The sequence below is a fragment of the Nodosilinea sp. AN01ver1 genome, from assembly GCF_050565655.1.
Classification (GTDB): domain Bacteria; phylum Cyanobacteriota; class Cyanobacteriia; order Phormidesmidales; family Phormidesmidaceae; genus Nodosilinea.
In genome coordinates this window covers 43,827-65,591 of sequence record NZ_JBNXVS010000033.1, presented here as the reverse complement: position 1 = coordinate 65,591, position 21,765 = coordinate 43,827, and the positions used below count along the sequence as shown (strand labels likewise).

Here is a 21,765-nt window from a genome sequence, read left to right as displayed (position 1 = left end):
TGAACGGCAGGTTTATTTATACCTTGCTGTACGAGCCTGCGTTGTGCATGCTTGGGGCAGAACGGGTCAGCGGCCCATCCCCCAAGTGCAGTCTCGGACACAGACAGTCGATGTTGTCGCCCGTTGAATGAAATCTGGGGAATAGACGGACTCGCCTGCCCCACCCCCGGCCACCCGTACCCTGTGCCCTCCGCTGCTCCTATGAAACTTTCCGCTGCGCTGCAATGGTCTAACCACCAGGTGTCGATCCAGGCGATCGGGCGATTGCTGATCCAGGTGAGCTACGGGCTGATCAATTTTTACATTCCAATTCTGTTCGTCAATCAGATGGGGTTCTCGGCAACTGCCGTGGGGTTTGCCCTCAGCCTGTGCGCCGTGACCGAGGTGGCGGGGCATTTTGGTGGCGGCACCCTGGCCGACTCGCCCCGGTTTGGGCGCAAAGCGGTGCTCAGCCTGGCCGCGCTGCTGGGAGCGCTGGTGGCGGCGGTGCTGGTGGTGGCCCACAGCCTGGGGCTGCTGATTTTGGCCAGCTTTATTTTGGGGGTTAGTCTGGGGTTTTACTGGACGGCCTCTGGAGCCGCCGTAATGGATGCGACCGAACCAGAGGAGCGCAGCCGCGCCTTTGCGGTAATGGGCGTCGCCGAGTACATCGGCATCGGGGCGGGAATTTTGGGCGGCAGTGCCCTACTGACGGTGTTGGCTGCGGCCCCCAAGCTAATTTTTGTCGGCTGCGGGCTGATGTTTCTGGCCTTTTGGGCGCTGGTGCAGGGGGCGATGACGGCAGACTACCCCCAGCGGCCCGAGTCGGCCAAGGGGGGTGGCGGCATTGTCAGCGCGCTCAAAGACCGGGCGCTGCTGGTATTCATGGCGGCGAATATCTTTTTCACTACCTACGTGGCCCTGGTTACCAGCACCATTCCGCTCTACTTCACCAACTTTTTGGCGGGCAGCGACCCGATACCGGGGGTGTCGGTGGGCAGCACGGCTGGCCTGTTTACCGGGTGCTACATCGGCGTGGGGGCGGTGCTGCAAATTCCAACCACGACCCTGCTGACGCCTCTGCGAAGAATCTGGGTGCTAAGCGGTGCGATCGCCCTCTGGGGGATCGGCTTTGCCCTGCTGTGGGCAGCGGGCACCTTTGCGGCGGCGCAGTTTGTCTGGGCGGTGGTGGCGCTGTGCCTGCTGTCGCTGGCGTCGGTGGCCTACAAGCCCTTCTTTATTGCTACGGTGTCTGACCTGGCCCCGCCTTCGCTACGCGGAGCCTACATCGCGGTCAGCTCCCAGTGCTGGACGGTGGGCTATTTTGTTGGCCCACTGCTGGGGGGCTGGGCGATGGATCAGTCGGCGGCGCTGGCTCAGCGCTTTTGGCTGGGGGTGGGGCTGAGCGCGACGGTGTGTATTGGCCTGCTCTGGGTGTTTGAGACTATGCGTGTAAACCTGCCCCCGGTGGTCGAAAGCTCCAGCGCCGAGCTATCCGTAGATCCTTCGTGATCGCCGTAACAATTTTGAAAGAGCCATTTGGGTTACTATGACCTGAATTTGCTCAAATTCTCCGCTATCCCGAAAAGGGTTTCACATTCTATGGATTCTCTGCTTAATTCTGTCGATTCTCAACTGGTGCTGCTGATTGCGGCGATCGCCGTTGTTGTTTTAGTCTCCCAGCTGTTCTTCAGAATTCTGAGTGTCGGGCTTGTCCCTCTAATTGGCTTGGTGGTGATTTTTGTCGCCCTGCAATACCTGTTTGGCATTACCCCCAAACAGGTCTGGTTTGAGGTCAGCCACCTGCCCCAGATGGCAATGAAGTTTTTCAACAGCCTGGCTTGAAGTTGCCCCGCTACCGCCCCAGCGCCAGCACCCCATTCTGCCCACCAAAGCCAAAGCTCAGGCACAGCGCCACCTTGGCCTCAGCCGTCACCGCCTCGCTCACCAGCTGGGAATAAATACTTTGGCCGCGATCGCCCACATTGGGCGGCAGCACCCCATGCCGCAGCGCCAGCAGGCAAAAGGCGGCCCCGATTGCCCCTGAGGCCCCCAGGGTATGCCCTGTCGCGCCCTTGGTCGAACTCATCCACGGCAGCTGAGCCAGCTCTGCCTGGATCAGCCGCGCCTCGTGGGCATCGTTGAGCTGCGTGCCCGTGCCGTGGGCGTGAATGTAGCCCACCTGGTCTGGCCTTAGGCCACTGTAGTAAAGGCAGTTCTTTAAAGCTAAGCGGCTACCCCTCAGCTCTGGGTCAGGGGCCGTACGGTGGTAGGCATCGGTGCTAAACCCGCCCCCCAGAATGTAGCCGTAGGGGGGCGGTCCCCCGCGCTGAGCCAGCGATTGCTCAGACTCCAGCACCAGCACCGCCGCTCCTTCCCCCAGCGCCAGCCCCTCCCGTTCGGGGTCAAAGGGATAGCAGCCCGTGGTGGCCAACGCTCCCAGTTGCTCAAAGCCCGCCAGGGTGAGCGGCGTTATGGGCGCTTCGGCGGCACCAACCACCACGCGATCGCACTGCCCCCGCCGCACCAGCTCGTAGCCCTGAAAGATCGCCGTCAGCCCCGTGGCGCAGGCCGCCATCGGAGCCAGCACCGGGCCGAGGGCGTGGATCTGGCGGGCCACCGCGATCGCTCCCATGTGGGGCAATGTCTCCATCCAGAAATTTTCGGCCCAGTTGGGCTGACGAGCCATCTGCTCCCAACGGCCCTGAAAGCTGCGGCTAGAGCCAATGACTACGCCACAGTCGGGCTGGGGGAGAGGGAGACAGGCATCGGCGATCGCCTCCGCTACCGCCAGCCCCAGCAAAAGGCTTAGATCGGCGGGTTGATCGCCCACCAGAGCGAGAGGTCGAGGGGCAATCTCAGGAAATGGCTGCCTTGTGCAAAGGCCAGATTTTCCCGCTAGTAAACGCTTCCATGTGGTTGCAGCGGTGGTGCCGAGGGCCGTAACCAGCCCCAGGCCTGACACTACCACCCGACGATCGCCCGACTTCTGGTCACTCAGGGATGCGCTCAACGCAAAAGCACCAGCCCGCTATCCCAGCCACCCATCTACCCATCCACCGATTCCTGCCTACTCAGTCTTCAAATTCTCCAGCCCTTCAACCACTCGGGCCGACTCAATGCGATCGCCCTGTTGAATGGCATCGACCGTCTCCATGCCGCTGGTGACGTAGCCAAAGACCGCATAGCTACCGTCTAAAAAGGGCAGCTCCGCCAGGGTGATATAAAACTGGGCCGAGGCCGAGTCTACCGCCTGCGATCGCGCCATCGCCACCGCCCCGCGCGTGTGGGGTAGCTCCGGGGGGTCGCTAATCCCGGCTTCCTCCAGGGTTTCGCTATAGATGGGCTCCTCGGCTCCCGCCGGCTTTATTTCTAGGGGCACGTAGCGAGGGGCCTGGGTGTCAGGGTCAACAAAGCTGCCGGTACCCAACTGCTGCGCGGGTACGCTGGGATCTTTGCTCTGGGGGTCGCCGCCCTGAACTACAAAGGGCTCCGGATCGCGCACTACCCGGTGGAACACCAGACCGTCATAAACGCCGCGATTGACCAGATCCACAAAGTTACCGGCGGTAATTGGGGCGTTGGTGCCGTCTAGCTCCATCACGATGGGGCTACCGTTCACCACCATCTCCACCGTGGCCGTTCCATCTAGCACAGGTAAGCCGGTCGGAGCTGCCGCTACTTCTTCGGTTACTCCTGGGTTGGCGGGAGCCTCACCTGCTGTGGTGTCCAGATTGCCTGAGCTGGCGCAAGCGCCCAGCCACAGGGTGAGTACGGCGGCCAGGGCCAGGGTAAACGGGCGCATAGAGAGAGCCATCAATACGTCAATTCCTAAAGTTCAACCGACCCCCAATGTTATCTCAAGGGATCGGCGACGGGGGCTGGGGCGATCGAGAACTTGTCTGCTAAAGCGTCTATAGGCCCTCTAGAGGCACCTGTAAAAACCGCGCTAGCTCAGCCCCCTGATTCTCCAGGTCTGATAGCGGTATGGGCTGCCCAACCCGAGTCAGAGGAATATCGGGCCGTCCTTTGACGCGCAGGTAAAGGGTGCGCTTTGGGTTTAGCCCTTCTTTAATCGATACCCGTACCGCCGTAGCATCCTCCAAAGGGTGCTCGATCTCGATATGGCGATTTTTGCCCCAAAACCCTTTGCGCACAATCTTGAGACGGTTGCTGTCTTTGTCAAAGCTGTTGTAGCCACCGCCCACATCCAAACTGATCACCACCCACAGGAAGGTCGCCAACCCCAGGGCTACCACCCCATAAAAACCCATGGCAATGCCCTGGGGAATAAAGACCAGCTGGGTGGGGTCGGCAAAGGGCAGCAAGTTCGTTTTTAGGTAGCTGGAGGCCCCCGCCAGAGCGAACCCCAGCCCCCCCAGCGTGAGTACCGTGGCCCAAAAAATATTGCTCAGGCGACGAGCCCCCAGCACGGAGCGCTTCAGAGTCTGCGGCTGAGTCGAAGAAATAGAGGCGGTCATAGCTGTCTAACTAATGGGGCTAATGAAGAAATGGATTGAAAACGCTCAAAAAACAGTCGGAGGCAGCGATGCCGTTGACTCAGGCGGCTCCGGGTTCGCCTCTGGCTTACCTCTAGTCGGAGCTACCACCAACCATCAACTTATACCAAACAGTAGATACCCCTAGTCTAAACTCCACTGCCTCCCGAAGAACCAGAGCAAACCGACTTTAACTACCGCCAGTTGGGCAACCCCCCGGCCCGTTCACCTGAGAATTTACGTATCAGATTGTAAAAAATTAGAACACTCCTTATCATAAATAGAAACCTGGTCCCTTCGAGGCTGGCTTTAGGGCCTGGCTTTAGGGGCTATCTGGTGCGACTCAGGCAGGGTCATCGCTATTGGGGCCGGAATATTTTTTCCCCTGGCTCTAATATCTGGAATACTTAGTAGATATAAACCCCTGCTCTGAGGCAATGCTCTGCTAGGCCCAATTCAACTCTAGGATTGGACTGGATCTAACAGAGCCGCGACCTTATGGATTGGATGTCATATAAAGAGGATTTGACATGACCATAGCAATGGGACGCGCGCAAGCCGAGCGAGGATGGTTCGACGTCCTCGACGACTGGCTCAAGCGCGATCGCTTTGTATTCATCGGCTGGTCAGGCCTACTTCTGTTTCCCTGCGCCTTTTTGGCGGTAGGGGGCTGGCTGACCGGCACCACCTTTGTGACCTCTTGGTACACCCACGGCCTTGCGTCGTCGTACCTGGAAGGAGCGAACTTTTTAACCGTAGCGGTCTCGACCCCGGCCAACAGCCTGGGGCACTCGCTGCTGCTGCTGTGGGGACCCGAAGCCCAGGGCGACTTTGTGCGCTGGTGTCAGCTCGGCGGTCTGTGGGCGTTTGTAGCGCTGCACGGTGCGTTTGGGTTGATTGGCTTCATGCTGCGACAGTTTGAAGTCGCCCGTCTGGTCGGTCTGCGGCCCTACAACGCCATCGCCTTCTCGGCCCCGATTGCGGTATTTGTCAGCGTGTTTCTGATGTATCCCTTGGGCCAGTCGAGCTGGTTTTTTGCCCCCAGCTTTGGGGTAGCGGCGATTTTCCGCTTCCTGCTGTTTTTCCAGGGTTTCCACAACTGGACGCTGAACCCGTTCCACATGATGGGGGTTGCGGGTGTGCTGGGTGGAGCGCTGCTGTGCGCCATTCACGGTGCCACCGTAGAGAACACGCTGTTCAAAGATGGCGAGAACGCCAACACCTTCCGCGCCTTCGAGCCGACGCAGGCTGAAGAGACCTACTCGATGGTGACCGCGAACCGATTCTGGTCACAGATTTTCGGGATTGCGTTTTCCAACAAGCGCTGGCTGCACTTTTTCATGCTGTTTGTGCCGGTGACCGGCCTGTGGATGAGCGCAGTAGGCGTGGTGGGACTAGGATTGAACCTGCGGGCCTACGACTTTGTGTCGCAGGAGATTCGGGCCGCAGAGGACCCAGAGTTTGAGACCTTCTACACCAAGAACATCTTGCTGAACGAAGGCATTCGGGCATGGATGGCCCCGACCGACCAGCCCCATGAGAAGTTTGTATTCCCCGAAGAGGTACTCCCCCGTGGTAACGCTCTCTAGCAACTCGTACATTGCCGGGCGCGACCAAGAATCTACCGGGTTCGCCTGGTGGTCTGGTAACGCTCGACTAATCAACCTATCTGGCAAGCTGCTGGGTGCCCACGTGGCCCACGCTGGTCTGATTGTGTTCTGGGCAGGGGCTATGACCCTGTTTGAAGTAGCTCACTTTGTTCCCGATAAGCCTCTGTATGAGCAGGGCTTCATTCTGCTCCCTCACCTGGCCACGCTGGGCTGGGGCGTAGGGCCTGGTGGTGAAGTTATCAACACCTTCCCCTACTTTGTTGTCGGTGTACTGCACCTAATTTCGTCGGCGGTACTGGGTCTGGGCGGCATTTACCACGCCCTGCGCGGTCCCGAAGTGCTGGAGGAGTATTCATCCTTCTTCGGCTACGACTGGAAAGACAAAAACCAGATGACCAACATCATCGGCTACCACCTGATCCTGCTGGGTTGCGGTGCGCTGCTGCTGGTGCTGAAGGCCTGCGTCTTTGGTGGCGTTTACGACACCTGGGCACCGGGCGGTGGCGACGTGCGCGTCATCACCAACCCAACGCTGAACCCCGCCGTTATCTTTGGCTACCTGGTGGGTTCTCCCTTTGGTGGCGACGGCTGGATTGTCGGCGTCAACAACATGGAAGACATCATCGGCGGCCACATCTGGGTCGGTCTGATCTGTATTGCTGGCGGCATCTTCCACATCCTGACCAAGCCTTTTGGCTGGGCGCGTCGCGCTCTGATCTGGTCGGGTGAGGCCTACCTGTCGTACAGCCTGGGCGCTCTGTCCCTGATGGGCTTTATCGCCTCCTGCTACGTGTGGTTCAACAACACCGCTTACCCCTCTGAGTTCTACGGCCCCACCAACGCCGAGTCGTCTCAGGCTCAGGCCATGACCTTCCTGGTGCGCGACATGCGTCTGGGTGCCAACATCGGTGCGGCCCAGGGCCCCACTGGTCTGGGTAAGTATCTGATGCGCTCTCCCACGGGTGAGATCATCTTTGGTGGTGAGACCATGCGCTTCTGGGACTTCCAAGGTCCCTGGCTGGAGCCCCTGCGCGGCCCCAACGGTCTAGACCTGGATAAGCTGACCAACGACATCCAAGATTGGCAGGTGCGTCGCGCGGCTGAGTACATGACTCACGCGCCCAACGCCTCCATCAACTCGGTGGGTGGTGTGATCACCGAAATCAACTCGGTGAACTTCGTTAACCCCCGTCAGTGGCTGTCGACCTCTCACTTTGTCCTGGGCTTCTTCTTCCTGATTGGTCACCTCTGGCATGCTGGTCGCGCCCGCGCGGCTGAAGCAGGCTTCGAGAAAGGTATCGATCGCGAAGCTGAACCCGTGCTCGCCATGAGCGACCTCGACTAAGGTTGAGGTTGTAGCCCGAAAGGTTCTACAAGAAAAGCTCCTGCCCTAGGGCAGGAGCTTTTTTGTTGCTGATCAAAAGGATAGGAAAGCAAGGTCCATCACTCCACACCCTGGACAAGGTGACGGACTAGGCTCCACCTGCGGAATCCTCGACCTTTACGCTACGGCAATTAAAAAGCCGCTAATCGACATTAGCGGCCCTAGGCATCAATAAATTTCGGGTTCGGGCAGGGGAACAGCAAAATTCGACGGGTCGTTGAGATAGCGGATGGTGTCTTCCTCAAGGCGATGCACCCAGTAGGGTTCGAGGGCATCGGAGTGGCGAAGCGCCGCCAGATAGCCTTCGAGAAAGAGTCGGAGGTCGCTGGTGCGATAGCCCCGGTTCCACTGATCGACGAAGGCGTCGGTAATCCGCTGGTAGTACCGAATCGCTTTGGCATCCTGAAGCATGGGAGGTTGACCTGTAACGCTGGGTGGCTAGGGGTAGATCTCGCTCTATGTTTAAATTTTCCACCAAGGGGTGAAAAATTTAATGGGTTCCTTAACGTACCTTTATACGTATCTTTATACACCGTTTCCTGATCGGCAGGAAGTGCGGATTGTGACACTATCCAGACATAGGCTACCTAGAGGATAGAGACTTGGTGCTGGCTGACGGCTGCGGTAGCACAGTCGCGTAGGCGGCCAGGGTTTTTTGAGCGATCGCGCCCCATTCGTAACTATTTTGAGCATATATCCGGGCCTGCTGCCCTCGCAGCTGCCGCTGGGCTGAATTTCCCAATGCTTCCGTCAGGGCCTGGGCAACGCCTTCTATGCTCAGCTCGCACACCCAGCCGCTGCCGCTAGCGGCAATGTCGGGCCAGATGTAGACCCCCTTCGACACTACGACCGGGACGCCAGCGGCCATCGCCTCAGCCACGGCAATGCCGAAGTTCTCGTAGTAGGAGGGCAGCACAAACAGGTCGGCGGCCTCCAGCAGGGCGGCTTTGGTAGGGCCGGTGACAAAGCCGGTCAGCACGGTGCGATCGCTCAAAACAGAGGCGCGAATGCGATCGCCCACCGCTTTCTCATACCCCGAATCTTGGGGATTGCCCCCCGCCAGCACCAGCTGAAAATCCATACCCTGGGCCGTAATTTGCTCCAGAGCGGGCAGCAGCAAATCTAGTCCCTTTTTAGGGTCGAGGCGAGAGAGGTAGAGCACCAGGGGTCGCGGCTGAGCAATCCCCAGCCGCGCCAAAATCCTCTGGCGCTCATCGTCGGGCAGCTTAGGCAGCGGTTGGACCCCCAGGGGAATCACCCAGTCTTGCGCCTGCGCTCCGAATCGATAGGACACATCCGCCTCGATTGGGCTGGTGAAGTGGAGCGCCGCCGCCCCGGCGATATTAGGGGCTTCCAAACACCGGCCATAGACCTGCTTGAGACGCTTCTTTTTCTGCAAATCAGCAGGATCGAGGGTGCCCAGGGGCCTCAGGATGTAGGGCAGCCCCTGCCACCGCGCCACCGTCGCCGCCGCCGTACTCAGGGGCGAAAACAGCGCGTGAATGTGGGCCAGGTCGTACTCGTGGCCGTGCTGATACAGCCATCTCAGCAACCCGGCTGAAAACTTGTACCGTCGCCAGGGTGAACAGCTAAAGTAGCGCACCGTGTAATTGTCTTCTAGCACCGGCACCTCCAGGGGAACGTTCAGCGGCGGCTGTCCCACATCGCCATTGGCGTTGGTTGTGAGTACGGTGACCTCTGCCCCTGCTGCGGCCAACCCCTGGGCGAATCCCCGCACCATCTGGCTGGGGCCGCCGTAGATGAGGGAGATGGAGGGGACGATTTGGAGAACGCGCATGGGGAAGTGGGGAGTAGGGGGTGAGGGGGTGGATGGGTGGATGAATTCAAAATTCAAAATTGAGAGTTCAAAGTTATGCCTTTCGAATTTTGCCCTTTGTCCCCCACATCACCCCTCTACCCCGATTTCCCGGTAAAACTCTAGCAGCTGTTTCGCCAATGCCCGGTTTGTGTAGTGGCTCATTGCCCGGTGGTAGCCTGCTTCTGCTAAGGACTGCCGCTGTTCAGGATTCTCTAGCAAGAGGCGCAGGTGCTCAGCCAGGGCTGGGGCATTGCCTTCGGGAAAGACGAGGCCAGCCTGGTCAATGACGTGGGGAATTTCGCCGGAGTCGGAGCCGATGACGGGGACGGCGCAGGCCATGGCTTCGATCAGCACATGGCCAAATTGCTCTTTCCAGCCGGTGGCGGTGAGGGTTTTGAACTGGTCGGTAGTTTCGGAGGGCAGCACCAGGGTGTGCATGAGGTTGATGTAGTGGGGTATCTGGTCGTGGGGAATGTCGGTGACCCAGCGCAGGCGATCGCCTATGCCTAGCCCATCAGCCTTAGACTGAATGCGATCGCGCAGTTCGCCCCGGCCCACCAGCAGCCACACCCACCGCTGGGGCCGATCGCGCAGCGTTGCCAGGGCGTCGCAGAGGGTGAGCAGCCCTTTTTCAGGGACAAAGCGGCCGCAGTAGCCCACCACAAAGGCATCGCTGGGAATATCGAGGGCGGCGGCTAGATCTGGCTGGGGCTGAGGGCGAAAGAGGGTTTCGTCGACGCCGAGCTGGGGCATGACCTGGTAGGGGGCGGTGTAGCCGCGATCGCGCAAAATATCGGCCCCATCCTGGTTGCCCACCACCAGCCCGTGGGTGTGGCGCAGGTTGTAGGCTTCCAGGGCAGAAATTGGAAACCTGAGCTGGTAGGGTAAATTCCACCAGGTAAAGAAGACATTTTTGGCCCCTAACCCCAGCAGGCGATTGAGGGTGATGGTTTGGGCGTAGGCCAGCGCTCTGGATCCCTGCTCTACCTGAATGACCTGGGGGCGAAACTGCCGCAGCAGCTGTATCAGGTCGGGGCCAAAGGTGAGCAAACCCTGGTTGTTTTGGCTCAGGTTGCCCAGGGGCTGCACCCGAAAGTTGCCTTCCTGGAGGGGTTCTGAAACGATGAGCTGATTCTGCACGCCGCCGGGTTGCCAGCGCCGGGGCACGCCCACCACCACCTCGATATCAGCAGAAAGCTGGGCCAGAGCGCGCAGCTTTTCGCGGTTGAGGTCAACGATGTAGGTGTGGCTGAGCACAAGCACCCGCATGGCAGCGGCACTCCACAGGTGGGACATGCCTAGCATGCCCAAATTTCCTCATTTCCCTATTCGCTCAGCCGTTTCCCCTGCCCGTACCGAATCGGCCCCTTGGCGGTTCGCGGATCGACTACCTGCCCCTTTTGGGTGACCACAATCTGCCCTTGGGCCGCCAGCTCAATGCCGACCTCGCGAACGGCGGGCATCAGGTCGCGCCATTGTTCGGCACTCAGGGCGCGGGCCACCTCTGAGGGGCAAAGGGTTTTGTCAGGGCGGCGCTGCTGTACCAGGGCCAGCAGCGTGGTGCGAATCTTGTCGGCAGAGATGCTCACGATTTGGCGGCGAGAAATTCGCTGATCAGGGCGTTGACCTGGTGGGGGCGTTCTTGCTGGACCCAGTGGCTGCAGTGGGGAATGTAGCGCAGCTGCAGGTCGCGCACGTAGGCTTCGGTGCCAAAGCTGAGTTCCTTGCCGAGGGCGGCATCGTCTTCGCCCCAAATCATGAGAGTGGGCATGTCGAGCACTCGCCAAGACTGCTGCCACTCGCCGCTCAGGGCGAAGGCCCGGTAGTAGTTGACCATAGCGGTGAGGGCACCGGGTTTGGCGGCGGCGGTTTTATAGATTTGCAAATCGGCATCACTGAAGGTGGCTGAATCGACGGCCATTCCCCGTAGGGCTTGCTCGATCGCCCAGTAGTCGCCCGCTTGCAGCAGCAGCTCAGGCAGCAGCGGCAGCTGAAAGGCCGCAATGTACCAACTGCGCAACAGCTGTTGGGGGGTGCGCAGCCCCTCAACAAACTTAGCCGGGTGGGGAATGTTCATGACAATGAGGGCATTTAGCCGCTCGGGGTGGGCGTCGGCCAAGGCCCAGGCGATCGCGCCCCCCCAGTCGTGACCGACCAGAATAGCCCGCTCATAACCCAGCGCCCCGATCGCACCTCGCACATCGTCTACTAAAACACTGAGGCGGTAGGCCTCTAGCCCTGCGGGCTTATCGCTGTCGTTGTAGCCCCGCAGGTCGAGGGCGACGCAGGTATAGCGATCGGCGAAATAGTCGAGCTGGTGCCGCCACGAGTACCAACATTCCGGAAAGCCGTGCAAAAAGAGCATCAGCGGCCCCTGCCCCCGGCTGACGTAGTGCAGGCGCACGCCGTTAGTGTCTAAAAACCCGTGCTGTGGACTGACTGCTGCCGTCATAGTCTCTTGTGGTGATAAGGATGTAGATCTATTTCAATTTAGCGGTTTAACCACTGCTGGCCAGGTGCTATGGCTGACCGAGCCTGTCAGGTGGGCTTAATAAGCCTGCGATAGTTGCTGATCGCTGTCTTTTACGGTGAAGCGCGATCGCGATTTGACGTTAGGTCTACCAGCGCTTAGCTCTGGTTTTGTGCCCTGGGGGTGTTTTTGCTATGACCGCACCTGATGATTTGACGCTGCTGCAGTGGTTTGCCTCAGGCGATGCCACCCTAGAAGCAAACCAGTCTCTGCGTATTCAGCCCGCCAACGGCATGCGCCAGCTGCTAGACCGCAAAGGCAAGCTGCTGGCTACGGCCTACGACGCTGCGACGCCCCCTCGCATTGAGGTCCGTCGCAACACCGACTACACGGATCTCCTACACCAAATTTTGCTTGATTACCACTTCATGCCCATCGGTCAGGGGCTAGATAGTCAGGTGCTGTGCTACGCCCACTCCGTCATTCCCGTGGGCTACCGCATGAACTACACCGAGGCCCGTCAGCTTTGGAAACAGTGGTGGATTCGCTCCAGCCGTCGGGGCAACCGCACCCTACAGCTTGACCTGTTTGTGCTGACTCAAAACCAGTGGTACCCCATCCGCGACATTGCCATCAACAGCGGCACCCTCTACATTGAGACCCTGCGCGGCGAGACCGTCCACTACGGCGACGACATGATGGTCTGGCTCGAAAAAGACTTGGCTGAAGCAGGGGAAGAGACCCGGCTCTGGTCAACCAAGGCAGCAAAGGACTCATCGGCTCACCTCTCTGCACCGCTCGCCCCACCTGTAGCGGTAGACTCTGCTTCCGTAGAGCAAACAGGCTCAAGGCCCCCAACTCAGCCAGTTAAGGCCGCCCCACCGCCCCCTCGCCCCATTGCCACACCACCCGCTGCGTCACCGGCCCCACCGACAGCTCAGCCCCCTGCCTCCGCCAACCCCGCCCTGGCCTCGGTGGTGTGCACCCGAGAGGGCAAGGTCTACGTCAAGACCGCTGTAGGCGTGGTCGTGATTGAAGGCGATAACCTGAGAGCCTATAGCCTTGCGCCCCGCGCGGCAGCCGCGCGGATCCGGCAGCCGCGCTAGACAAACAAACGGGGGGGCAACAGCCACAGCAGCGTGCCGCGACCGTATTCGACCTGCGCCCAGGAGGCCACCTCAAACTCCAGACAGGCCATCGCCGCCGTCGGCATGGGCACCGCACCGCCGCCCATGAAGTAGGTGATGGCGTCAGACCAGGTGGGCTGGTGGCCGACCAGCATGAGCGAGCCGTGGTGGTCAGGCACCCGGTGAATCACCTCTAGCACCTGCTCGATCGCGGCTTCGTAGAGCTCATCGGTGACCTCAATGGAGCATTTCCAGCCGCCCGCCTCGGCGGCCAGCTCCAGGGTCGTGCGAGCCCGCACCGCTGACGAGGTGATGGCGAAATCGGGGACTTTACCCGCCGCCGCCAGCAGCTTGCCCATGGTTTTGGCGGCGGTAATGCCTCGTTCGGCCACGGGGCGATCGCGATCGCGGCCAGAGCCAGCATTCCAGTCTGACTTGCCGTGGCGAAAGAGAATGAGCTGTTTGGTCATACCGATCGCTAAATGGGCGCTCCATCGGCGCTGAATTGGTGCTGTGGCCTCGCTCGGGCGCTGCCCTGGGGCGATTCTCCTTGCCTACCTTAGGGGATTGCCGCAATGGAATCAATGCTGGCGATAAAGTTTTCCTGGAGATCAGGATGCTGCCCGCATTGACAGGCTAATGCGCTTGAGCTTAGGGTCGACCTCCATTACCCGCACCGTTACCACTTGGCCCACCTTGACGATGTCGTTGGGGTCGCTGACAAAGCGATCGGCCATCTGCGAAATGTGCACCAGCCCGTCCTGGTGGACCCCCACATCGACAAACGCGCCAAAGTTGGTGACGTTGGTAACACTGCCCTCCAGGGTCATGCCCGGCTTCAGGTCGGTGATTTCGTTGATGCCCTCCTGAAAGCGGGCGTAGGTGAACTGCTCGCGGGGGTCGCGACCGGGCTTCTCTAGCTCCTGCAAAATGTCGCGCAGGGTCAGTACGCCCGCCGCCGCGGTGGTGTACTTTTTAATATCGAGGCGCTGGAGGCGATCGGCCGCCTGGGGCAGCTGGGTGACGGGGATAGATAGATCGGCTGCGATCGCATCCACAATGCCGTAGCTCTCAGGGTGCACGGCGGTATTGTCGAGCGGGTTTTTGCCGTCGCGAATGCGCAGAAACCCCGCCGCCTGCTCAAACGCCTTTGGCCCCAGCTTCTTTACTTTGAGCAGCTCGCGCCGCGACTGAAACGCTCCGCTGGCGTTGCGGTGTTCGACAATGTTGCCCGCCACCGCTGGGGTAATGCCCGACACATAGGTCAACAGTTCCTTAGAGGCCATATTGAGGTCAACGCCCACGTAGTTGACGCAGCTCTCGATCGTGTCGTCGAGCTTTTGCTTCAGCCGCTTCTGGTCGACATCGTGCTGGTACTGGCCCACGCCAATTGACTTGGGATCAATTTTCACTAGCTCCGCCAGGGGGTCTTGCAGGCGGCGGGCAATGCTGATCGCCCCCCGCACCGTCACATCCAAATCGGGAAACTCCGCCGCCGCCACCTCGCTGGCCGAATAGATCGACGCCCCCGACTCATTCACAAACACTTTTACGGGCGGATTAGGCAGGGTTTTGAGCACCTCCCCCACAAAGGCGTCGGTCTCGCGGCTGGCGGTGCCGTTGCCGATCGCAATTAGCTCAATGCGGTGCTTGCGAATCATGCCCGCCAGGGTTTCGGCGGCCTGCTGCCGCTGCCGGGCCGACTGGTGCGGAAAGATCGCCTGGTACTCCAAAAACTTGCCGGTGCCATCTACCGCCGCCACCTTGCAGCCGGTGCGAAAGCCCGGATCGACGCCCAGCGTCGGCTTCATACCCGCCGGAGGCGACAGCAGCAGGTTCTTGAGGTTGGCCTCAAAGGTTTGAATCGATACCTCATCGGCCCAGGCTTTCTTCTCCGCCATTACCTCGCTGGTCAGCGACGGCTTCATTAACCGACTGTAGGCGTCTTGAATCAGGGTGCGGTAGAACTGGCGAAGGTCGGGCACCGGGGTTTTGACCACCCGCTTTTCGAGGGTGTGCAGAACCGGCTCCTCCTCCAGCACCAGCCCGACTTTGAGAATACCTTCCCGCTCGCCGCGCAGCAGCGCCAGCAGGTTGTGGGAGGCGATCGCCCGCGCCGGGGCCTGGTAGGCCCGGTACATTTCGTACTTGGTGGTGCCCTCGGGATGGTCTTTTTTGATGCTGGCGGTAAACTGGCCGTGGTGGAGCAGGCGATCGCGCACGTACCGCCGCAGTTCTGCCCGCTCCGCCACCTGCTCCGCCAGAATATCCGCCGCTCCCTGCAGGGCATCATCCGCCGACAAAACGCCCTTGTCTGGATTCACAAACGCCTGAGCGGCCTGAAGCAGCACTGCCCGCTGGCCTGTTTTGTTCAGCTCCTCAATCTTTTGGGCCAGCGGCTCCAGCCCCTTTTCTTTAGCCATAGTGGCGCGAGTGCGACGCTTGGGCCGATAGGGCAAGTAGAGGTCTTCCAGCTCGGTCTTTTGCTGACAGGCCAGAATGGCAGATCTCAGCGCCTCAGTCAGCTTGCCCTGCGATTCAATCTCGCTCAGCACTGTCTGGCGGCGGTCTTCGAGTTCGCTCAGGTACTGGTGGCGTTCGGCAATTTGCCGCAGCTGCACCTCGTCTAGATCTCCGGTGCGCTCTTTGCGATAGCGGGCTACGAAGGGCACCGTGGCTCCTTCGGCAAAGAGCTCCAGGGTGGCCTCAACCTGGGCAGGGCGAATCTCTAGCTCGGCGGCAATGGTGTTAGCAATAGTCGTCATGGAAGCTGCTTTATTCTCCGTACTCCTGCAAGAATAGGAGAAAATCTTCTCAGGCTGCTTGAGTTTGCTGGCCAAGGGTGAGCTGGTGCCTTGTTGGGAGAACGATCCATCGATTTTGAGCGAGCAGCTCTGCAAGCCGCTCGTTCCCACTCCTCAATGCGCTGGTAAAACCGTTCCCTCCCCAGGGCAGAAAACCCGTTAGTAGCTGACGATCGCCCCCAGTGATTTGAGCATGCGGACTTCAGTGTCTGAAAGCCCGGTGGCCCCGCGGATATTGACGCCTTCGTAGGGGCGATCGGGCCGCAGGATCTGCTGGCAAACGCCTGACTCTAAGGCCCAGATGCGAATTTCATCATCCTGGCTGGCGGTCACCAGATGGGTACGGCTGGGGCTAACGGCAACCTGCCAAATATCCTGGCCATGGCCCTTGAGCACCTGGCGACGCTGGTTAATCTCAACGGCCCATACTTCGACCTGGGTCGCCGCGCTGGTAATTGCCAAAATCTCCCCGCTGGGACTGGTTGTGACACCCTGAAGCCACTGTTCGGCGGGGTGCTGCCACTGACCCCGTAGCTCTCCTAGAGCGGGCGTTGGGCCAATAGCGCTACTCAAATCACGGCTGTTCGAATAGCTGGACAGATCCCACCAGCGCACGGTGCCGTCGTGACTGGCGCTGGCCAGCATCGACCCGTCTAAACTTACCGCTAGCCCGTGCACCTGACCCTGGTGAGCGCTAAAAGTGTGCGGCTCGCCGCCTGCGCCTGAATCGCCAGCGCGGGTATATCGATCGAGGGGCCACAGGGTAATCGTGCCATCCCGTGCCCCTACGATCAGCCCGTCTTCGTCTGCATTAAAGGTCAGGGCCGACGGGCTATCCGGAGTGCTGTCTAAATCGCCAATGCAGCTGCCGGTAGCCGTATCCCAAATCGAAATGTTGCCCGCCAGGCTCACACTGGCCAGCCACCGTCCGCTGGCGCTAAAGCTAAGCAGGGTAACGGGGGCCGCAATCGGCCAAACCCAGTGGCTCTCACCACTGATGGCCGACCAGAGCCGCAGGGTTTGGTCATCGGCACTGCTGGCCAGCCACCGACCATCGGCGCTGAGGGCTACGGTGCGAACCGGGCCGCTGTGCCCTGACAGCATGCGAGGTCCGCTGGCGTAGGGGTTGCCCGCTTTGATCTGCCAAAGGCGCAGGTGGCTGTCGTCATGGCCGGTCAGAATGGTGCTGGAGCCGGAGTCGAGGCCAGAGCCAGCACTGGGATCAGCGCTGAGGGCCAAACAGCCCACCCGGTGCGCCTGGCTCAGAAAGCTGCGCCAGCACTGACCCCGTCTGGCGCTCCACAGTTTGATGGTGTAGTTGCTGCCGGTCACAAAGTAGCGACTGTCGGGGCTAAAGGCCAGCGCCCAGACCGGTGCCCCCAGCGAGGGCAGGGTGTAGCAGGCGCGGCGCTCAGGAATATCCCACACCGAGACGCTGAAGTCCTGGCAGCTGCACACCAGGTAGCGCCCGTTGGGGCTGATAGCCAGGGCGGGTAGAGCCTGCACATCGGCGGGCAAAATCCAGCAGGGTAGGCCGGTTTCGAGGTTCCAAATGGTGAGGCAGTGGTCGTCGTAGCCCGCCGCAAAGGGAATTGGGGGGCAGGCGGGGTCGTTGGGGTCGGCGAGGAACCCGGCGGTGCGCAAACTGGCCGTCGATCGCGCCTGAAAGCTCTGGAGCAGGGTGCGATCGCGCGTTTGCCACAGACAGGCCCGCTGGTCGTCGCCGCCGCTGACCAGGCGATCGCCCTCAGCGCTGTAGGCCAGGCTGTGAATGGGGCCCTGGTGGCTCTCTAGCTGCCCCTGGCTGATCCCCGAGGCCACTTCCCACAGGCACAGTTGCCCGCTGTCGTCGCCCGAAGCCAGCTGACTGCCGTCGGGGCTAAAGGCCAGGGCCCCCACCGCCACCTGGTGGTAGCTGAGCACATCGGTTTGGTAAGTGGTGCCCACCGGCCACAGCCAGATTTGCCCGGTTTCGGTGCCCACCGCCAGCAGGTCGCCCTGGGGGCTAAAGGCCAGCGATCGCACCCCCTGAGACTGGTCTTCGTCAAACATCCATTCCAGTTTGCCGCGCCGCAGATCCCACAGCAGCAGGCGGCCTTCGTGGTCGCCTGTAGCCAGGTAGCGGCGCTGGTCAGGGGCAGCGGCGGGGCTAAAGGCCGCCACCGGGTCGCGGCCCAGGGCGGTGGCAAAGGCCGTATCGCTAAACTGAGCCTGGCTAAAGCTGGCTCCCTGCAGGCTCACCTGCCGCAGGTCGCCCTGGCAGATGGCCAGCTGCGAAAAGTCGGCCCCGCTTAGCCTCAGCCCCCAGTAGTGGCAGAGGTGAATCAGGTTGCTGGCCCCGTAGCCGGGCTGATTGGCCAGGCTAGATAGGGCCTTGAGCAGGCGATCGCCCTTGGCCGCCAGTGCCCCCTCAGTGGGGTATCGTAGCCGGATCTCATCCCCCAGGGGCACCAGCATGGCGGTTCGCTGGCGCTCCTGCACAACCTCGCGAGCCGTCATGGTAATGAGCGGTAGCCGCTGCAACCACCCCAGCGCCTCAGCCTCTAGCTCAGCCACGAGTTCCTGGTGCAGCCGTTCCAGCACCAGAGTTTGCACAATCGGTTGTAGGCTCAGCATCAGCCCGCCGCCTTCCACAGGCAGGCTCACCACCCAGCCGCGCCCCAGCACCGACTGCACCGCGCCATCTTCAGGCGTGGGTTGCAGAATGGCGATCAGGTCGTTGTGTGCGACCGGCTCCTGGGCCAGGGCCAGCCCGTAGAGAATGGCCCATTCTTCGGCTACTAGCCGCTCTAGGGCCTGGGTAAACGTGCGCTGTACCACCATCGGCACCACCAGATCGTGGGCCTGAAGCAGCGATTTGGGCTGCCCCTGGTACATGTCGCGCAGAATGGCTCCTACCCCCCGCAGCACCAGAGGATGGCTGCCGTAGCGATCGATTAGGGCGGTCCAGTCTTCCAGGGCTACAGTAGGGGCGGCAGGGGATTGCAGCAGGGGGCAAATGTCGTCGGCAACCAGGTCTCCCAGGGCGCATTCCTGCACCCGTGGCCCCTGCACCTGGGCAAAATCGGCTGGTTTTTCTCGACTGACCCAGACCAAGCAGCTCTGATGATGGCGCTCGGCTCCCTGGTGGAACAGCTGCTGGATCGCCGCAGTGTCGGCCCGGTAGGTGCCCAGCAGCTGCTGCGGCTCAAACAACTGCTCCATATCATCGAGAATTAGCAGCACCTGACGCTGCTCTAGCTGGTCGAGCACCCAATCTACTGCGGCCAGGGGCGACAGGCTAGGCGCGGTCGGGCTAAGCCAGTGCAGGATAGCGGCTAGCACCGCCTCGTCGGTGGCATCGGGGGGTAGCGCCAGGTAGCCGCACTGGTCGACCTGGGGGCCGATCGCAGCGATCGCCGCCGCCGCCAGCGTAGTCTTACCCACCCCTGGCAGGCCCCACAGCACTACCGTGCGACAGCGCTCGTCTAAGATCCATCGTTGAATGTTGGCCAGCTCGGCACCTCGCCCGCCGCAGTCAGCCAGGTCAATACGAGGCGAGTCGCGTACCACCAAAACTGGGGCGGCAGCTGGCCCAGCGCCGATAGGCGACGATGGCGGCGGTGCCTCGTCAGCCCTAGCGGATTCCACCAGCCCCTGCGCGGCCCAGGTTTGCAGCACATTTTGGATGTTGCGCTTGGTAACTCGAATACCCCGGCGATCGGTATCGACCAGTTCGGTAAGGAACTGCCAGAGCTTAGGGCCAACGTCTTTCTTAAGGTAGTCTTCGGTGTAGCCGACGGTAGGGGTTGCCATCGCCGAGTAGGTCTTGTTCTCCCACGACCCCTTCAGCACCAGGCGCTCTACGTCTTTAAGCGGGCGGCCCTTGCGCTCTACGGCGACCTGGTTAATGAGTACAGCAATTTCCTCAAAGTCCATTGGCCCGTCAGCTACAGATGACCCCTGATCGTGCCTCAGTTTACCTGAATTTTTCAGAACTTTTCGAAGCGGGCTGTAGTCTAATCGGGCTAATTAAAGCAAAAAAAATCCCCCGACCCAAGGGCCAGGGAATGATCAGGGTGCATCTACCAGTTCATATTTCAGGGCCAAGCTGAGGTATCAGGATGGATTGGGGTGGATTTTGCTAGAGTGCCTGGGGGAGTGGGTGGGTGGATGGGTAGATGAGTGGGTGGGTAAGGTAGACATTTCCCATGTAGGGTGGGCAGTGCCCACCAGCGGTCTTAGCGTTTGGTGAAGGGATCCATTCTCCGGCGAACCATACTTCAGAGTTTTGAGAAAAACCCGTTTAGGGATAACCGTTCAGGGACAATAGAGGGAGCGAGCTGTGTCTGATGCGCTGAGTTTAACGGCCTACGATCTCTGGAAAACCTACGGTGATGAGGCGGTGGTGCAGGGCATTAGCTTTACCCTGGCCCCAGGTGAGATTGTGGGCCTGCTGGGGCCAAACGGGGCGGGCAAAACGACTACCGTGGGCATGCTGTTTGGCACGGTGATTCCCACCAAGGGGTTTGTGCAGTTTGGCCCCTGGCAGCTGCCGGGGCAGGGGCAGCTGGCCCGCGCCCAGATGGGCATCGTGACTCAAGAAGACAACCTCGACCCCGACTTTACGGTCTTCAACAACCTCACTCACTTTGCCCACCACTACCGCATTACCGGGGCGGCGGCGCGGCGGCGGGCGGGGGAACTGCTGGCCCTGGTCAATTTGGAGCACCGGGCCGAGGCCCAGGTTGACGACCTCTCCGGCGGCATGAAGCGGCGGCTGGTGCTGGCTCGCGCCCTGCTGAATGAGCCCAAAATTGTGTTTTTAGACGAGCCCACAACCGGCCTCGACCCCGACGCTCGCCAGGATTTTTGGCGGCTGGTGCAGCACCTGAAGGCGAATGGCTGCGGTATTTTGCTGACGACGCACTATATGGATGAGGCGCAGCGGCTGTGCGATCGCCTCCTTCTCCTCCAGGCGGGCAAAGTAATCGACGAGGGCACCCCCACCGACCTGGTGGCCCGCGTGATTGGCCGTGAGGTCGCCGAGGTGGAGGGTGTTGATGCAGACCGACTCAAAGCCCTAGCCGATCGCCACGGGGCCTGGTACCGGGCCTTTGGCAGTGGTCACCTGGTCACCCTGCCCGATGGGGAGCCTGAGGCCGTGTGGAGCCAGATTGAGGCCCACCACCCCAGTCGCCTCCTGCGGCGGCCCGCTAACTTAGAAGATGTGTTTCTGCGACTCACCGGGAGCGTGCTGGAATGAAATCAATCACCGCGACCCCCTGGGGGGTGTATTCGGTCTGGTGGCGGCACTTTCAGGTGTATCGCAGCACCTGGTTGGTCAACTGCCTGCCGCCGATTTCTGAACCGATTGTCTATCTACTGGCCTTTGGCTACGGCCTCACGCCCCTGATAGGCGAGGTGGAGTACCTGGGGCAAATGATTCCCTACTCGCGGTTTTTGGCTCCGGGGATGATTGCGATCGGGGTGCTGTTTCAGTCGTTTTTTGAGGGGGCCTACAGCAGCTTTATTCGACTCAACTTTCAAAAAACCTGGCAAGCGCTGCTGACGGCCCCGCTGAGCTATACCGACGTGTTTTTGGGCGACTGGTTTTGGGCGGCCACCAAGGGGGCGATCGCGGGTACCCTGACTGGCCTGGTGGCGGTAGTTGCCAACCTCTACGACTTCTCTAGCCTGGTGCTGTCGCTGCCGCTGATTATCCTTGGCAGCCTGCTGTTTGGAGCCTTTGGCCTGCTGGTGGCCGGGGCCGTGAATAAGGTCGATCAGGTGAATGTGCCGATTTTTCTGGTCATCATTCCCATGTTTACCCTCTGCGGCACCTACTTTCCACGCGATACGCTGCCGCCGCTGCTGGCCCGCTTTGCCAGTTTTTTACCCCTGGCCTCGCTGGTTGATCTGCTGCGCTGGCCCCTGGGGCTGCCGCCGTGGTGGCCCCTGCTGCTGCTCTGGCTAATTGGGTGGATGGTCGTTATGGCTAGGCTTGCTGCCCTACGCATCTACCCAAGGTTGTTTAGCTGACCCTCCTTCACAAAAATTTAAGCATGGGGATGTCTCCTTCAATACCGCCATC

General features: G+C 60.7%; 18 protein-coding genes. 7 read left to right on the top strand and 11 right to left on the bottom strand.

The genetic code is table 11. From position 1 onward, the window contains the following. The first annotated feature begins 201 nt into the window (after nt 1–201). Nucleotides 202–1,491, top strand: a complete 1,290-nt coding sequence (locus ACQ4N7_RS21245; protein WP_430713491.1) for an MFS transporter — start codon at nt 202–204, stop codon at nt 1,489–1,491. A 90-nt stretch (nt 1,492–1,581) separates the two neighbouring features. Next, nucleotides 1,582–1,824, top strand: a complete 243-nt coding sequence (locus ACQ4N7_RS21240) for a hypothetical protein (RefSeq protein WP_430713490.1) — start codon at nt 1,582–1,584, stop codon at nt 1,822–1,824. A 10-nt stretch (nt 1,825–1,834) separates the two neighbouring features. Here the strand turns inward: ACQ4N7_RS21240 and ACQ4N7_RS21235 are convergent, their stop codons facing one another. From ACQ4N7_RS21235 to ACQ4N7_RS21225, 3 genes are all read right to left on the bottom strand, one after another. Further along, entirely contained in the window at nt 1,835–2,992 is a 1,158-nt protein-coding gene (locus ACQ4N7_RS21235; protein ID WP_430713489.1) for a beta-ketoacyl-ACP synthase, read from the bottom strand. 57 nt (nt 2,993–3,049) lie between these two features. Further along, nucleotides 3,050–3,796, bottom strand: coding sequence for a peptidylprolyl isomerase (locus ACQ4N7_RS21230; protein ID WP_430713488.1), 747 nt, complete (start codon nt 3,794–3,796; stop codon nt 3,050–3,052). Nucleotides 3,797–3,893: 97 nt separating this feature from the next. Next, nucleotides 3,894–4,460 (bottom strand): photosystem I assembly protein Ycf4, encoded by a 567-nt coding sequence (locus tag ACQ4N7_RS21225; RefSeq protein WP_430713487.1) that lies wholly within the window; start codon nt 4,458–4,460, stop codon nt 3,894–3,896. A gap of 548 nt (nt 4,461–5,008) precedes the next feature. On the opposite strand from ACQ4N7_RS21225, the gene psbD reads away from it, so the two are divergent. Next, nucleotides 5,009–6,067 carry a photosystem II D2 protein (photosystem q(a) protein) gene (psbD, locus tag ACQ4N7_RS21220; RefSeq protein WP_194052891.1) on the top strand — a complete coding sequence of 353 codons (1,059 nt, stop codon included), beginning with the start codon at nt 5,009–5,011 and terminating at the stop codon, nt 6,065–6,067. Continuing rightward, a complete protein-coding gene (gene psbC / locus ACQ4N7_RS21215; RefSeq protein WP_430713486.1) occupies nt 6,051–7,433 on the top strand; it encodes a photosystem II reaction center protein CP43 in 1,383 nt (460 codons plus the stop codon). The genes psbD and psbC overlap by 17 nt, the downstream gene beginning before the upstream one ends. A gap of 207 nt (nt 7,434–7,640) precedes the next feature. Here the strand turns inward: psbC and ACQ4N7_RS21210 are convergent, their stop codons facing one another. From ACQ4N7_RS21210 to ACQ4N7_RS21190, 5 genes are all read right to left on the bottom strand, one after another. Beyond that, nucleotides 7,641–7,883 (bottom strand): DUF6761 family protein, encoded by a 243-nt coding sequence (locus ACQ4N7_RS21210; RefSeq protein ID WP_106923857.1) that lies wholly within the window; start codon nt 7,881–7,883, stop codon nt 7,641–7,643. A 172-nt stretch (nt 7,884–8,055) separates the two neighbouring features. Next, nucleotides 8,056–9,270, bottom strand: coding sequence for a hormogonium polysaccharide biosynthesis glycosyltransferase HpsP (gene hpsP, locus ACQ4N7_RS21205; RefSeq protein ID WP_430713485.1), 1,215 nt, complete (start codon nt 9,268–9,270; stop codon nt 8,056–8,058). A 108-nt stretch (nt 9,271–9,378) separates the two neighbouring features. Next, nucleotides 9,379–10,560 carry a hormogonium polysaccharide biosynthesis glycosyltransferase HpsO gene (hpsO, locus tag ACQ4N7_RS21200; RefSeq protein ID WP_430713499.1) on the bottom strand — a complete coding sequence of 394 codons (1,182 nt, stop codon included), beginning with the start codon at nt 10,558–10,560 and terminating at the stop codon, nt 9,379–9,381. Nucleotides 10,561–10,616: 56 nt separating this feature from the next. Further along, the gene (locus ACQ4N7_RS21195; RefSeq protein WP_430713484.1) at nt 10,617–10,880 is read right to left on the bottom strand and encodes a DUF3253 domain-containing protein; all 264 of its coding nucleotides are present in this window, start codon (nt 10,878–10,880) and stop codon (nt 10,617–10,619) included. Then, a complete protein-coding gene (locus tag ACQ4N7_RS21190) occupies nt 10,877–11,743 on the bottom strand; it encodes an alpha/beta fold hydrolase (RefSeq protein WP_430713483.1) in 867 nt (288 codons plus the stop codon). Before ACQ4N7_RS21190 ends, ACQ4N7_RS21195 begins: the two co-directional genes overlap by 4 nt. A gap of 212 nt (nt 11,744–11,955) precedes the next feature. On the opposite strand from ACQ4N7_RS21190, the gene ACQ4N7_RS21185 reads away from it, so the two are divergent. Beyond that, nucleotides 11,956–12,867 (top strand): hypothetical protein, encoded by a 912-nt coding sequence (locus ACQ4N7_RS21185; RefSeq protein ID WP_430713482.1) that lies wholly within the window; start codon nt 11,956–11,958, stop codon nt 12,865–12,867. Here the strand turns inward: ACQ4N7_RS21185 and ACQ4N7_RS21180 are convergent. The 3 genes from ACQ4N7_RS21180 to ACQ4N7_RS21170 all read right to left on the bottom strand — a co-directional run bounded on the left by ACQ4N7_RS21180 (nt 12,864) and on the right by ACQ4N7_RS21170 (nt 19,610). Continuing rightward, the gene (locus ACQ4N7_RS21180; protein ID WP_430713481.1) at nt 12,864–13,358 is read right to left on the bottom strand and encodes a SixA phosphatase family protein; all 495 of its coding nucleotides are present in this window, start codon (nt 13,356–13,358) and stop codon (nt 12,864–12,866) included. The genes ACQ4N7_RS21185 and ACQ4N7_RS21180 overlap by 4 nt on opposite strands. Nucleotides 13,359–13,499: 141 nt before the next feature. Next, entirely contained in the window at nt 13,500–15,653 is a 2,154-nt protein-coding gene (locus ACQ4N7_RS21175) for a Tex family protein (RefSeq protein WP_430713480.1), read from the bottom strand. Between the two features lie 198 nt (nt 15,654–15,851). Further along, the gene (locus ACQ4N7_RS21170; RefSeq protein ID WP_430713479.1) at nt 15,852–19,610 is read right to left on the bottom strand and encodes an AAA family ATPase; all 3,759 of its coding nucleotides are present in this window, start codon (nt 19,608–19,610) and stop codon (nt 15,852–15,854) included. 406 nt (nt 19,611–20,016) lie between these two features. Here ACQ4N7_RS21170 and ACQ4N7_RS21165 point away from each other — a divergent pair, with 406 nt between their 5' ends. Beyond that, a complete protein-coding gene (locus ACQ4N7_RS21165) occupies nt 20,017–20,937 on the top strand; it encodes an ATP-binding cassette domain-containing protein (RefSeq protein WP_430713478.1) in 921 nt (306 codons plus the stop codon). Next, nucleotides 20,934–21,713, top strand: a complete 780-nt coding sequence (locus ACQ4N7_RS21160; RefSeq protein ID WP_430713477.1) for an ABC transporter permease — start codon at nt 20,934–20,936, stop codon at nt 21,711–21,713. Before ACQ4N7_RS21165 ends, ACQ4N7_RS21160 begins: the two co-directional genes overlap by 4 nt. Nucleotides 21,714–21,765: the final 52 nt, after the last annotated feature.